Origin of the sequence: Oleiharenicola sp. Vm1, assembly GCF_047777955.1 — a bacterium.
Lineage (GTDB): Bacteria > Verrucomicrobiota > Verrucomicrobiia > Opitutales > Opitutaceae > Didemnitutus.
Window position 1 is genome coordinate 70,654 of record NZ_CP180536.1, and the last position, 12,274, is coordinate 82,927.

14 protein-coding genes are annotated in these 12,274 nt (G+C 64.0%); all 14 read left to right on the plus strand.

Annotated elements, in window-relative coordinates:
• The first annotated feature begins 338 nt into the window (after positions 1-338).
• The 14 genes from ACMYLB_RS00365 to ACMYLB_RS00430 all read left to right on the plus strand — a co-directional run bounded on the left by ACMYLB_RS00365 (position 339) and on the right by ACMYLB_RS00430 (position 12,174).
• Entirely contained in the window at positions 339-1,727 is a 1,389-nt protein-coding gene (locus tag ACMYLB_RS00365; protein WP_415907122.1) for a hypothetical protein, read from the plus strand.
• 126 nt (positions 1,728-1,853) lie between these two features.
• Positions 1,854-2,504, plus strand: a complete 651-nt coding sequence (locus tag ACMYLB_RS00370; protein WP_415906992.1) for a hypothetical protein — start codon at positions 1,854-1,856, stop codon at positions 2,502-2,504.
• 37 nt (positions 2,505-2,541) lie between these two features.
• Positions 2,542-3,522: a hypothetical protein gene (locus ACMYLB_RS00375; RefSeq protein WP_415906993.1), complete on the plus strand. Its 981-nt coding sequence runs from the start codon at positions 2,542-2,544 to the stop codon at positions 3,520-3,522.
• A 30-nt stretch (positions 3,523-3,552) separates the two neighbouring features.
• Positions 3,553-4,392 carry a hypothetical protein gene (locus ACMYLB_RS00380; protein WP_415906994.1) on the plus strand — a complete coding sequence of 280 codons (840 nt, stop codon included), beginning with the start codon at positions 3,553-3,555 and terminating at the stop codon, positions 4,390-4,392.
• 39 nt (positions 4,393-4,431) lie between these two features.
• Positions 4,432-5,586 carry a hypothetical protein gene (locus tag ACMYLB_RS00385; RefSeq protein WP_415906995.1) on the plus strand — a complete coding sequence of 385 codons (1,155 nt, stop codon included), beginning with the start codon at positions 4,432-4,434 and terminating at the stop codon, positions 5,584-5,586.
• Positions 5,586-6,209 carry a hypothetical protein gene (locus ACMYLB_RS00390; protein ID WP_415906996.1) on the plus strand — a complete coding sequence of 208 codons (624 nt, stop codon included), beginning with the start codon at positions 5,586-5,588 and terminating at the stop codon, positions 6,207-6,209. Before ACMYLB_RS00385 ends, ACMYLB_RS00390 begins: the two co-directional genes overlap by 1 nt.
• Positions 6,206-6,754 carry a DUF3085 domain-containing protein gene (locus ACMYLB_RS00395; protein WP_415906997.1) on the plus strand — a complete coding sequence of 183 codons (549 nt, stop codon included), beginning with the start codon at positions 6,206-6,208 and terminating at the stop codon, positions 6,752-6,754. The genes ACMYLB_RS00390 and ACMYLB_RS00395 overlap by 4 nt, the downstream gene beginning before the upstream one ends.
• Positions 6,755-6,759: 5 nt before the next feature.
• Complete coding sequence (locus ACMYLB_RS00400) at positions 6,760-7,413, plus strand: hypothetical protein (protein ID WP_415906998.1); 654 nt, start codon at positions 6,760-6,762, stop codon at positions 7,411-7,413.
• A gap of 504 nt (positions 7,414-7,917) precedes the next feature.
• Positions 7,918-8,625 (plus strand): hypothetical protein, encoded by a 708-nt coding sequence (locus ACMYLB_RS00405; RefSeq protein ID WP_415906999.1) that lies wholly within the window; start codon positions 7,918-7,920, stop codon positions 8,623-8,625.
• Entirely contained in the window at positions 8,622-8,975 is a 354-nt protein-coding gene (locus ACMYLB_RS00410; protein WP_415907000.1) for a hypothetical protein, read from the plus strand. The genes ACMYLB_RS00405 and ACMYLB_RS00410 overlap by 4 nt, the downstream gene beginning before the upstream one ends.
• Positions 8,945-9,679 carry a hypothetical protein gene (locus ACMYLB_RS00415; RefSeq protein WP_415907001.1) on the plus strand — a complete coding sequence of 245 codons (735 nt, stop codon included), beginning with the start codon at positions 8,945-8,947 and terminating at the stop codon, positions 9,677-9,679. The genes ACMYLB_RS00410 and ACMYLB_RS00415 overlap by 31 nt, the downstream gene beginning before the upstream one ends.
• A gap of 109 nt (positions 9,680-9,788) precedes the next feature.
• Positions 9,789-11,171, plus strand: a complete 1,383-nt coding sequence (locus ACMYLB_RS00420) for a TrbI/VirB10 family protein (RefSeq protein WP_415907002.1) — start codon at positions 9,789-9,791, stop codon at positions 11,169-11,171.
• 2 nt (positions 11,172-11,173) lie between these two features.
• Positions 11,174-11,782, plus strand: a complete 609-nt coding sequence (locus ACMYLB_RS00425) for a hypothetical protein (RefSeq protein ID WP_415907003.1) — start codon at positions 11,174-11,176, stop codon at positions 11,780-11,782.
• Entirely contained in the window at positions 11,779-12,174 is a 396-nt protein-coding gene (locus ACMYLB_RS00430; protein WP_415907004.1) for a YpsA SLOG family protein, read from the plus strand. Before ACMYLB_RS00425 ends, ACMYLB_RS00430 begins: the two co-directional genes overlap by 4 nt.
• Positions 12,175-12,274 lie beyond the last annotated feature (100 nt).

The window sequence follows — 12,274 nt, forward strand, 5'->3', positions numbered from 1 at the left end:
TAGGCCCCAAACCTCGCCCGCCAAGCCGGGCGCGCATGGAACGAATGGTCGCTCTATCGAGCTGGGGAAAACGACCCGGCCCCACGATCAGGCCGCAAGGCCCGCTTGGGGCCGCACTATTGGCTTGACACACCCTCCAAAAACTGACCTTAAAAGACATCGTTTAACCCAGAAATGCCTTTCGACCGCCAACCGGAGCAGCCCGTTTCCCACCCCCCCAAGGCACCCAAGCCCCGGTTCCGAACGCCGCGCAGCGGCCACACCCCACGACTCACGCCCGTCACTGATTCTCGGCCGCCGCCCCCACCCGGCGGCCAGAATCACCAACCCGAACCACCATGCCGCAGAAGCCCACCAACTCGAACCCCGAGGCCCGCGGCGCGGGCCGCGAGCAAGCGATCCGCCAGATGGCGCGATCGCCGGACGACAACTTCTCCCCCGCTTACGACGAGCTGCGCGAAGACGTGCCGCCCGCGCACACGGAGCTTGAGGACGATCCCAACGACATCCTGACCCACCGCGTTGGCTGGCGTTTATTCGATCGTGGCGTGAACCACTCGTTTCTCGACGCGGACGTGATGGAGTTCGAGCTGGACCGCGAGAACCCCGCAGGGGCGTTTCCCTCGCGCTATGCGGTCCTGGCGCTGCGATTCCGGCCGGAAACGAAGACGGTCGATTTCTCGATCGAGCCGATGTTCAAGCCCGAGCAGGGCGATGCCTACAGCGAGAGCTACGTGTCGGACGCAGACCGGGAAAACACGCGCAAGCGCGCTGCCGATCTTCTGACGCAGCACATCGGCCCCGTCGTGGGCCGGTATGGCTTCACCATCGGCAACGAAGTCGGTTGCGCGATGGAGGAAGATTCCGAAGCCGTCGCCGAGCCCCTTGCCCTCAACTTTCACGGCCGCAGCGATGCGGCCAAATCCAACGACAGCGAAATCCAAACCACCATGAGTGAGCAGCCCGAAAAAACCGCCAAGAAAAACCCGCCGATCTACGTCGAAGGCGACATCGCCGTGTTCCTGAAGAGCGTCAACAGCAAGACCCCCGGCGAAGCGCCGACGGAAATGTATAACCTGGCCGTCGGCAAAGGCGAAGATCGCCAATACACCGACGCCTTCAAGACGCTCCAGAACGGCGTCACGCTGGAGCCCGCCGATGTCGTCCGCCTCCTCAACGGCGGCACGATCCTCGTCAACGTGCCGAAAAAGAGCAACCCTGCCGAGACGTTCGAGCTGGCCGTCGGCGCGATCAACACGCGCAAGCCGAACGGCTTCTTCACACTCGATTACGTGACGGGCTTCCCCGAATACTCGAAGGGCGAAAACCCGCAGGTCGCTGCGTTCAAGATCGAGGAGCGCGAGCTGCGCGAGGGCGAGTCCCGCGACACGAAGATCCCGCAGGTCAAGTTCTGGCGCACCGTCGGCCCGAAGTCCGACCCGGTGCACCTCGAACTCGCCGACTGCTTCCGCCTCCGCGAGGGCGAAGTGCTCGATGATGGCAAGCGCACCGTGCGCGTCGAGGGCATCGACGAGACGACCCGCTTCAAGGCTCCCGGTTCCAAGGACTGGGCGACCCTCGAAAAGGGCCAGCAGCTCCCCGAGGGCGCCGATGTCCAGGTCTTCAAGACCGCCCGCGTCAACGTCGCCTACAAGGAGCGCCGTCAGGACACCGGCCGCCGCCAGGAGCAGCAGCGCAACGCGCCCCGCGCCGGGCGCTCGATCTAATCCTCGCACGTGTGGAAGGTGCGGCGGCCGTGCCGCCGGCCGCCCCACTGCCACAACCGAAGCAATCCGCGCCCGGTCGCACGATCGGGCGCGGGCGGCGAAAGCCGCAGACCGCACCAACTCACCATGCCCTTTCCCCCGACCTACCCGGCACCGAGCAATCTTCCTCCGGGCTACAGTGTGATCGTGGATCAAAACCGCACCCGGGCCGTGCTGGTTTACCAGGATCGCCCCATCCCTCACGTCTTCATGCGCGACGATCACCCGGTCATCGGCGATCCCGAGCAAGCGGCCGTCGCTCTGGCCATTCAGGCGGAGCAGCAGGGGCGCGAGTTTTCGCGCTACCACCCGAACGACTGGCCGAACCTCGCGAGCGAATGCGTCGCGTGGCAACGCGAGGCGATGCGCAACCTCTCCGCAGTGTCGGAGATCAACCCCATGACGCGCGGGCACGTCTCGCCGCTCATGCTGGAGGCCTGCCTGCGCGGCCGTCTCGCCGAATATCGGCAGACGTTCGACAGTCTCGTGCACGCCGCTTTCCCCACGAACGCGGACACGATCGACCGGGCCATCCGGCTTGCGATCGAGACGCCGGCGGGGAGCCGCACGTCATTCCGCGGGCTGGGTCGCGCGTGGCCGACAGACTTCCGCCAGGTCCTCGCATCCGCTCGCGAGATCATGGGTGTGGCGCCCGTCGCACCCGATGCGCGGCAGGCCGACATGCCGCCGCTGTTCCAGCCCAGGGGCCGCGCCGTCGGCGCTGGCATCACCCGTTAATCAGTAACGCTCCATGAGCACGTCCATTTTCACCACCATGTTCACCATCGTCAGCGATCCCGAGCAGGATCTGGCAGTCATCGCACTCGACAAGCAACCGCTGCATCCTGTCTTCACCGATGACGATGCTCGCGCGGTCGGGCTCGTGACGGCTCGTGAAGTAGCCGAACAGGTCGCGATGTTCTTCCAGCGGATTCCTGACGTTCTGACGCGGAATCTGAACCCGGCCCTGCCGGTCAGAGAGTCGTATCCCGTGACGCTGGCGGCGATCTACAGCGACATGCAGCGTGGGCGTCAGGCGCACATGCTGGAACACTTCACGCAAAGCCGCGCGAGCCTCGAAATGTTCCATGAAGCCGCCGTGCGCGGCGTGCTGGATCAATTCGTTGCGGACTACAGCGCTTTTCTCGCCACGCCTGATGTGATTGCGGCGACGGCCGCCCGCAGCAACCGCGACAAGGCGCAGCTCTACGAGGACGCGGTGAAGGATTCGCACTGGGACCTCGCCGGCGCGAAGGAACGCGCCAAGGACGCCCTCGCTGAATCCGTTCAGGAATACAGCGCATGGGCGCCACGCGAGGCGCGCGATGCGGCCTCCGCCGGCGCCGAAGCCGGGCGGAGCGTCTTTGCCGCGTGGTGCGACGCCTCCCGATCCATTCAGGGGATGCGCGACGATGAGCAGTCCCTTGGCGTCAAGATCGCCTCTGTTCGCCGCGTGCTGTTGCGCGAGGAACGGCACCCCGACTACATCGCGCAGTATCTCGATCAGGCCTTCGGGCCGGCGGCCTACTCGCTCGATGTAAACCGTGCGTTGATCGCGGCAACCGGCCGCGCTTGGGGCGAACTCGATCACGGGCTCCAGGCCCTCGGCGAAGTCGAAGGCTGGCGCAAAGACGGTCTAGCGCCGGACACGGCTGCGCAGACCATCCTCACGCGTCTTGGGGTGAAGCAGCAACCGCCCATGCCGCCGCTCCCGCAACCGCGGCCGGCGAGCGCCACGCGCGCCGTGCGCGCGTGACCACGGAGGCAACGAGTCATCACCCAGTTTATGCCAGACATCGAAGCACCTTTCGTGGCGGTGGATTTTCCACCGCCTTTTGATTTTCAGTCTTTCCGCGATCGCGGCGGCCAGCCGCACGATTACCGGAAGATCATCAGCACGCAGAGCCCGATCATTCCGCTCGGGGAAATCTGCGGTCTCGATGAAGCCGGCGAGAAATTCTTGCTCGCTCATCCTGGCTGGTCCCCTGGCCCGTCAACACCGATGGTGTCTGTCCCGATCGAACAGGCCTACACGGCAGCGCTCGCCGCGCCGCCCCGCTACCATCCGGCGATTGCTGGTTTCGATGCGATCGAGGTTCATCCGTGTTGTTCGGTCGGCCGCGATCTTGGCGGGCGCGAACAAATGGAGCAGTGCGATCGCGATCACCCGGACATCGCGGTGTGGAGCGTCTATGGCCACCAGACGGGAAGCGGCTTGGACTGCTTAGGTGACTATCGCACCGAGCGGGACGCTGAGGCTCAGGCTACGCACCTGGAGCAGATGCTGGCCTGGCGCCGCAACTGGTCGCCGCTCAAGGTTAACTTCACCGACGGCGTGGTTGCGCTCCCGGATGCCGATCTCCTCAGCGAGGAAGCACAGGCGGAGGCGATCCAGTCGAGCGTCGATCGGCGCACGTTCTACTTTCCGAACACGCGAGCCTTAGCCGCCGCGCTCCGCGCCGTTCGTCCGAGGCTCCAAGCCAACATCCCCGATCTCCTCCCCGATCTCGATCTGTTCATCGCGCAAGCCGAGCACGGCATGCGCTACGCTCCGCGTGATTTCACCCCCGCGAGTCCCCTGCCCGCTCCGCGGGCCGCCAGTGCACCCCGTGGCCGCTCCCGCTGAATTGTGAACAGCAGCGGTCGCACAAACCCTCAGCTCATCATGAAACCGCTCCCCGAAGATTTCTCAGAATACCGCCGGCAATTCAACCTGCTGGTGGTTCAGCGCGACCTGCCTCCGATCATCTCCGATTTCTCAGTCCCCGAGCCGAACGAATGGCTCCGCGAGGAATGCTTCAATGCGGGGCTTCCTGTGGACGAGGCCGCCGAAGCGGCGGCGGCAAATGACACGAGCAATGGCGAGGATCTGGATGCGTTCTGCGCGCTTCACCACACGACGAAGGATCAACTGCTCGCGCACTACAGCGACCCCAGCATCACCGACGACTTGCCCCCAGTTGCGTTGCTGAACGCCGCCGTGGCCGAAGCCGTGGACAGCATGCCTGCGCTTGAACGCGCGAGCATGGCTGGCAATGCACGCGGATTCCTCGTTCCTCCGAGCGTGCAGAGCACGATCGTGCCGAACTGGATTCCAGAGCCGTCGGCGGACGATGCGCATTATGCGGTGTCGCCCGCCGCGCGCCACCTCTTCGCGCACAAGATCGCGGACTGTTATCCAGGAGGGATTGTCATTCACACCGCTTCCGATCCGCGATTGCTCGCCAAGCATCTTCTCGCACAGGTCTATGAACGTTGCAGCGCCGCGGGCGTTGGTCGCCTGGTCGCGCGCGATCGTGTGAGCCCGGACGAACTCTGGCGGCACCATCAGTCCGGCAACGAAGGTTCCCAGTCTTTTTTCAATTACTGGCATGCCGGCACGCGCACGGTCCGCGTTCTCGGTATCCCCATCAAGCGTGTCGATCACCTCGTCAAGGCAACGGACTACTCGGCCGACTATCTCTTCGGTCGGCGGATCAAGTGGGCATTCGGCATTGATGAGTTCGGCAATGTCTATCTGCCGCGGATGGTTCCAGGCCGCGACCCAGGCCATCTGGATAATCAGCCGCGCTCGGAAGTTGATCGCGAGATTTTGGACATCGCCCAATGCGCGATAGCCGAGGCGCGCCGTGAAAATCCCACGTTCGCGCACGGCGGCATTTCACAGCGTGCGCCTCGCGCCGTCGATGAAGTGATGAACGAGGCGCACTTCGCTCTGCTCCGTGATCGCCAGAAGGCGCCGCCGAAGCGCGCTGACCAGCCGGCGGCGGCGCCGCTCTTCACGCGCTCGCCTGATAACGGAGGGAGACGCCTGCGGTGATGAACGCACAACCACTCCAGCTACACTCGGAGGAACACGGGGACTACGCTGATCGCGCCGCGGAGCGCGCGAGTCTCGCGCACCAGCTTAACCGGATTGCAGAGCACCGGAACCCGACGAATCCGACCGGCGACCGGCCGACGCCAGATGAAGTTTTTGCCGCGCTCGGCGCGCTGCTCGATGCCGCGCCGACCATTTATGCGGACGATCGCGAACAGCAGCTCGGCGAGCTGCGCGCGTTCGTCGCGGGGAAGTTCTCCCTGCCGCACAAGCTCGATGCCGTGATCTGCCAGTTGCACCGCAAGGTCGCCGCGAGCCACGGGCTTGTGCCGGTCCGCGATTTCATGGTCGAGCAGCTTTGCACGTCGGGCTGGGAGGACGCGAACTGGACCGAGAATGAGAAGCCCCTGCGCTTCGTCACCGTGCGTGCCGCGGAGAGCGCCATCCGTGAGTTTCTGAACGACGTGCGCGAGGCTGTCGATCGCGGCGACATGATCGACGGGCACTCCCGCGAAGAATTCCGCATCGTGCCCACGCCTCGTCATCTTCGGCGACGGCAGCCCGACATGCCGCCGCTACTGACCAAGCCAGGCCGGAGGCGGGCGCAAGCAAGATCCCGATGAACATCGAACACCTCACACTTGTTTTCCGCGTAAACGATGACCTGCGCGCCATCGTGAAGCACGCGCAGGCCTGCACCCAGCACCTGCCAACTTACGATCAGCTCTTCGACGGTCGCTATCGCAAGGACGGCCGCACAATCGCGATCGAGGATTGCTTGGCGAAAAAGGAACCGTTCCCGAAGAGCGAGGATGTGGACGTGGAGAAGATCCCGCCCGCGCTTCATTTCGTGAAGGATCGCGGCTGCTATCTCATGTCCTCCGGCTCGCCTCGCGACATCGTGAAAGACACGACCAGCCGCGTCGTCTATGCCGACGGGTTCTCGCCTGACGGCGAGTGGATCGGCGGCGACGATTTCGTGCAGGCACTCGACCTCGCATTCTTCGCGAAGAATATCGAGGCGGGCGCGACCGCGTTTCATATCCGAGTCACTGAGGAAGCGATCAGCATGTCCGCGATGTTCCCGCGGCGGCAGCCGATGCCGCCGGCGCCGATGCCTGCGGCGCCGATGCCTGCGGCGCCGAAGAAACCCGCCCGCGGCAAGTGACCGCCATGAGAACACGAGCCGAGCATCACCAACACGCGATCGCTGAACTCGCCGCGCACTTCGATGACGACGAGTTTCGACTGAGCACGGACAAACTCCGCGCCTACATGGCACGCGATCACCGCAGCGCGAGCAATCCACGGCGCTACATCGAAGCTTACGAGCGCGTGCATGGTGGCGTGGTTTTTCTGAACTGGTGGACGCCAACGGATCGCGAAGGCCTCGAATCGTTCTTCGACGCGCTGGCTGACCACGCGAGGGGGCACGTGTCACCTCGCCCGTATCAACTGGGCCAGGCGTGCGACGGGACGATCGGGGCTCCCGTCTGGACGGCTTTCCACGCGGCATGCGTTTCTCTCGGCTGCGATCCGACCGCGATCTACAAGGACGCATACCCGAAGGAGGGGCCGAACCCAATCGACTGGACGGAACTCGCGAAGCTCGCTGAATGGCAGGGCGGTGTCGCTTTGCCGGCATCGTGGGATGAGGATGCGCGCGTGGGGCTCTGCCAGTCGCTTCACAACATCAACGCCCACTACCTCGTTGAGCTGTTCACGGAGCGAACTGCGACGCTGATGCCATACATGCGCGATACCGCGCAGATGCCGGTGCTACCGACAGCGCGCGCGTTCGCGCACAAGAAGACGCGCGGACAGTGACTGGGGCTGTCGGTCTGTTCGACTGCGGATTCCCGTGCCGCAGTTAAGGGACTTGTCTCAGAATTAACGTTGCGCCCAATCGCCATCGGTCCGATTAATAACAACGTGGGGCCACACAAACGACAAAGACTCTTCAAAGACTGGTTGGGCACAACCGCCGAAGAGGTAGCGCAGCGAGAAGGCTACGAATACCTCTATTGGCGGCGCGTTGCCGGACCGGATACGCAGTTTTCGGCCGTAGCCCGAAAACGTGATGGGGGGGAAATCGACATCCCGTTTCCCTCAGACAAGACGGCACTCGTGCCGCAGTGGATGGAATGGGTTGCGACCGGAGTAGGCAATCCGCCAGGTGTGAGCGCGGTTCACGAGCATGAACGGCATGCTGTCGAACCGCCTGCGGCACCCCTACTCCAAGCGCGCGCACGCATGGCAGCCTCCAGAGGGCGATAGAGCCGTTGTAAACCAGCGTTGACTTGTCTCATAAGGGTCGAAATTCTCGACCCCGTGACATTTCAGCCTGGTTCAACGGAAGAATTCCCCCGCAGCGACGCCACCTCGACCGCGAGGAATCCCCAGGACGTTTCATCGAGCTTTACGCCGGTGAAGCGCCTGGCGGCTGAGCACCAGATCAAGGTCTTGTGCATCGGCATCGCGATCGCCGTGCCCGTCGTCTGCCTCTACTTCATGCTCGCAGCGGTGCGCTCTGCGCGTGCGCCGCAGACCACGTTCGCGGTCGATGGCGCTGGCGTGATCCATGTCGGGCCGCTCGAAAGCCTCAACCCCGACACCCAATTTTTCCGTGAACTCGCCCTCCAAGTTTCGCAGGCCCAGTTCACGCGTAACCCGAATGGGTTGTCGGCGCCAGAACTCGCCCGGCGTCTCTTCACGCCGGAGGCGATGAAGCAAGTGGATGCCGAGGTCGCGGCCGAAGCCGATCTCTTCAAGAGGCGGAACTACTTTCAGCAGCCGGAGATTGCCGGCATCGACCCACTCGAACCAAGCGGCGACAAGCGCCGGTTTCGCGTTCGTGGCTATGTCCGGCGCACCGGCGCCGTTGATGGCATCCCGGACCTTCCGCCGGCGTATTATTTTCGCGTGACCTATGAACTCGTCCCCAACGCGTTCGTTGGGCAGCGAGGCCAGTATCCGTATCAAGTCGCCCGTTACCGCCTTACCTGGACAGACGAGCGCTGGGAGCCATTGCAGAAATGATCCGCCGTCACCACGTGTTGCTCCTCTGCCTTGCGCTCTGCGCCGTCGGCGCGAGCGTGCGTGCCGACGAAGAACAGCCCCTCACGGTGGTTCGCTTCGCCCTCGATGCGGAGCGCACCCGCCCCTACATCATCCTCACCAATCCGGTGGACGCCACCGCGGTTGAAGTGCCGTATCCGATCGAGGATTGGGCCGGCCGCGCGTTCACCACGGACCCCGAGAAGATCGCCGGTGATTTCTTCCTCCGCCTCCGCCGCGGAGAGAGAACGTTTTTCATTTCCCGATCGTGGACGGCGCCAGGCGCACACTCCACATCGTCATGCGCGGGAGAACCTATCCGATCGAAGTAGCGCCGGCAGGGGCGCTCTACGCCTTCCGCAAGGTGACTTTCTTCGATCCTGCGGAGGAAGCGCGCCAAGCGACGGAGGCCGCGGTCGCGGCACAGCGCGAGACCACGAAGGCCCGCAATGCCACGGTCCAGCGCCTCGCCAGCCCGCCACGGCGGGACTTCACGCCGGCAACGGACGAAATGCAGCTCGGGCTGATCCGGTTCATGCAGATGCTCTCGAATCTGCCTGAGAAGCAGGCGGAGAGCGCTGTTGCGGCCAATGCCGCACTCGCTTGGGCGCGGCGCGACACCGATCCTTCCGTCGAAACCGATCGCTTCCGTATCCGCCCCTACTTCGTTGTGCGGAATAACGCGATGTCGGCATTGGGCGTCGCTGTTTCCATCGAGAACAAAACCCAACGTCGTCTCACTTTTCTCCCGGACAGTTTCATTCTGCGCAGTGGTGACGAAGTGCTCCCGGCGACGGCCGCGGATTTCAACCCGATCGTGGAGCCCGGGGAAAAGAACATCGCTTTCTTTGTGATCGCCCGGAAGCCCGATGGACAACGCGTGCTCTTGGAACCGAGCACGCCCATGCGACTGAGCATCGCCTTGGTGAGAGACGTGAACCCGAATCCGGCGATCAGCGTTGATGTCAGCGATCTTCTCCCTCGGAGGAACCGAAGCCATGAAGTTCCCGTCCTTTGGTCGGAATCGCAAACCTGAGCGGAAGCAACCTGATCGTGGCGGCGGTGCCGCGGCGCCAGGGACTCAATCCTCGGAATTGCCCCCGCTGCCGACGGCCGCCGAGGGCGCGACACCGGTTCCCCCGTCCGTGCTGCTCGATCCTGGCGACGAGCCCAAAGAAGGCCGGTTTGCGTGGGTGAAGCGAATCAGCGCCCGCCAACGCGTGTTGCTTGCGCTGGGCATCGTGCTGATCGGCTTGGCCGTGGTTGGCCACCTCCGCCCCGAGAAAGTGAAGAAGGAGACGACTTCCCAGCAAACGCCGCCGCAAAATCAGCAGCGCGTGGACCCGCGCGGTCAGCAGGCGCCGAACGACGATCTGGATTCTGCTGCCGCAGGATCGCCTGCACCCTCCTACCCTGATCGCACTGCCGGAGCTGCCGATGTGAAGTCGGAAAAGAACCAGGACAAAGCCGCCGGGCAGTCTTACAACCGCGACACGCCGCGCCCTCCGCGCGCAGATGGTTCCGTGCCGACTGCCCAGCCAGGCGGCGCAGGCGCTTCGCTTGAACCAGTGTCGGGTCGCAGCGAACTCGCCGGCGCGCCCTCGGGGGCCGTAGCGCCCCCGCCGAAAGGCGATCGAGCCCGGTTGCGTGAAGTGCTCGGTGCCGAGTGGGAATCGAGTCCTCAGCAAACTGCCCAACCGGCCGCGGGCAGCGCTGCGGCTGCGGCCCAGCGATCAACTCAGCAGACGATCGCGACGCCGAGCGCAGTTGCGACAGCGAACGGTAGCAGCAACACGCCGGCAGAATTCGCGCCCTACGGGCGCCTGCTCAAGTGCCGGCTCGTGTTCACCGTGGACAGCATCAACACGGGTGCCCCGATCGTGGCGATGGTCATGGAAGACCTTTGGTGGAATGGCGTGCTCATCATTCCCGCGAACACGGAAATTTTCTCCCGCGTCGGCGGGACGCGCCGCGATGGCAACAAACTCGGGCGCATCCTCGACAGCAACGAATGGATCATGGTCTTGCCCGAACAGGATGGCCGCACCAACGGGCGCGAGCTGGCGATCCGCGCGCAAGCGCTCGATCGCCAGGAGATGGTTGTTGATGCCTCCGGTCGGCCGCGTTCGTGGGGCATCGGCGACGGTGGCGTCGGCCTCACTGGCGACACGATCCGCACAACCGATAACGAGGAGCTGAAGCTGTTCGCCAGTGCAGCACTCTCCGGCCTCGCCTCCGGCGCTGGACAGACGATGCAGACCCGTGAGCCCGTCGGTAACACCGGTTCAACACAACCCGAAGCCACGCCGCGCAACGCGGCGATCAATGCCGTCAGCCAAGGCACGACGAACCTGCTTAACACCTACGCGCAACGAATCGCTGAGGACATCGCGCAGAACGGTTCTTATGTGCGAGTTCCAGGTGGCAAGGAATTCTACCTCTTCATCGACCAATCACTCGATCCGTTGGCCGCCAAGGTTGGGCTCAAGATGCCCACCGCGGCCGATGCGTCTCCCCTGAATCGCTGACCATGAAACTCCGCCTCATCTTCTCACTTCTGATTCTCGCACTGTCTGTCGGCGGTTGCGCCAGCAACACGGCGCACACGCCGCGCAATCGTCCGGTGAGTCCCGTATCCGAGGGCACGCTGAATAAGATCGACCCGCCGGCGTCGCCAGAGACGACGAAGACGAATGAATTGGGCGTGGAGTGGCAGGGTGATGTCGTGCTGCCGGGCGTCTATCGCGGCTACATCGTGGACGGGAAAGTCGTCATGCGGAAAGAAACCGATCCGCGCGCCGTTGCGGCGCCGCCGTCCTCGATGCGCTTCGTGCTCGGCAACCCGCAACACGGCGAAGTTACATATCAGCCGGCCATGCTGGAGCAGGAACTGGCGATCGAGCTGATGCGCAGTCGCGAGCAGAACGCCCGCAACCAACAGCTCTACCAAGCCCTGGCGGTGCGCACGAATGAGTTGAAGCGCGCGAGCGATGCGATGCAGCAGAACACGATTGCACTTGCTAAGCAGGTCGAGGGACAGGCCGCATACATCAAGGCCCTCGAAACGAAAAACGCGCAGCTTAACGCGGAGATCGAGGCAGCCAAGGCTGCGAAGGCGAAGGCAGAGGAGAAAAAATGATCTCCCTGCCGGCCAAGATCATTTCGGGCGGCCAGACTGGTGCCGATCGCGCCGGTCTGGATTTCGCCATCGCCGCGGGGATTGCGCACGGCGGCTGGTGCCCGAAGGGACGGCGCTCACAGGACGGCGTAGTGCCCGGCCACTACAACCTCCAGGAGACGGAGACCAGCGGCTACGAGCAACGCACGAAGTTCAACATTCGCGATGCGGACGCCACGATCATCTTCAACCTGACGCCGGCGATGTCACCGGGCTCGGGTTTGACCGTTTCTCAGTGCCGATCGCAGGAGAAACCGTTCCTCCTGATCCGTCCTCCGATGGGAGGGATTTCTCGCGGCGATCGGCGGAGGCCGTCGCGCAATTTCTTGTCGAGCATCAGCCGGCGACTCTGAACATCGCGGGCAACCGCGAGGAGTCTGTCCGCGGCATTCACCAGCTCGTGGTCAACGTGCTAAAGCAAGCGTGGGAGTTGGTCCCGCTGATCGCATCGAG

What these genes read in the sequence shown, in the direction of transcription:
- ACMYLB_RS00365 (WP_415907122.1), top strand. Translation starts at nt 339, where the DNA reads ATGCCGCAGAAGCCCACCAACTCGAACCCCGAGGCCCGCGGCGCGGGC.
- ACMYLB_RS00390 (WP_415906996.1), top strand. Translation starts at nt 5,586, where the DNA reads ATGAACGCACAACCACTCCAGCTACACTCGGAGGAACACGGGGACTAC.
- ACMYLB_RS00395 (WP_415906997.1), top strand. Translation starts at nt 6,206, where the DNA reads ATGAACATCGAACACCTCACACTTGTTTTCCGCGTAAACGATGACCTG.
- ACMYLB_RS00400 (WP_415906998.1), top strand. Translation starts at nt 6,760, where the DNA reads ATGAGAACACGAGCCGAGCATCACCAACACGCGATCGCTGAACTCGCC.
- ACMYLB_RS00385 (WP_415906995.1), top strand. Translation starts at nt 4,432, where the DNA reads ATGAAACCGCTCCCCGAAGATTTCTCAGAATACCGCCGGCAATTCAAC.
- ACMYLB_RS00370 (WP_415906992.1), top strand. Translation starts at nt 1,854, where the DNA reads ATGCCCTTTCCCCCGACCTACCCGGCACCGAGCAATCTTCCTCCGGGC.
- ACMYLB_RS00410 (WP_415907000.1), top strand. Translation starts at nt 8,622, where the DNA reads ATGATCCGCCGTCACCACGTGTTGCTCCTCTGCCTTGCGCTCTGCGCC.
- ACMYLB_RS00380 (WP_415906994.1), top strand. Translation starts at nt 3,553, where the DNA reads ATGCCAGACATCGAAGCACCTTTCGTGGCGGTGGATTTTCCACCGCCT.
- ACMYLB_RS00425 (WP_415907003.1), top strand. Translation starts at nt 11,174, where the DNA reads ATGAAACTCCGCCTCATCTTCTCACTTCTGATTCTCGCACTGTCTGTC.
- ACMYLB_RS00375 (WP_415906993.1), top strand. Translation starts at nt 2,542, where the DNA reads ATGTTCACCATCGTCAGCGATCCCGAGCAGGATCTGGCAGTCATCGCA.
- ACMYLB_RS00430 (WP_415907004.1), top strand. Translation starts at nt 11,779, where the DNA reads ATGATCTCCCTGCCGGCCAAGATCATTTCGGGCGGCCAGACTGGTGCC.
- ACMYLB_RS00415 (WP_415907001.1), top strand. Translation starts at nt 8,945, where the DNA reads ATGCGCGGGAGAACCTATCCGATCGAAGTAGCGCCGGCAGGGGCGCTC.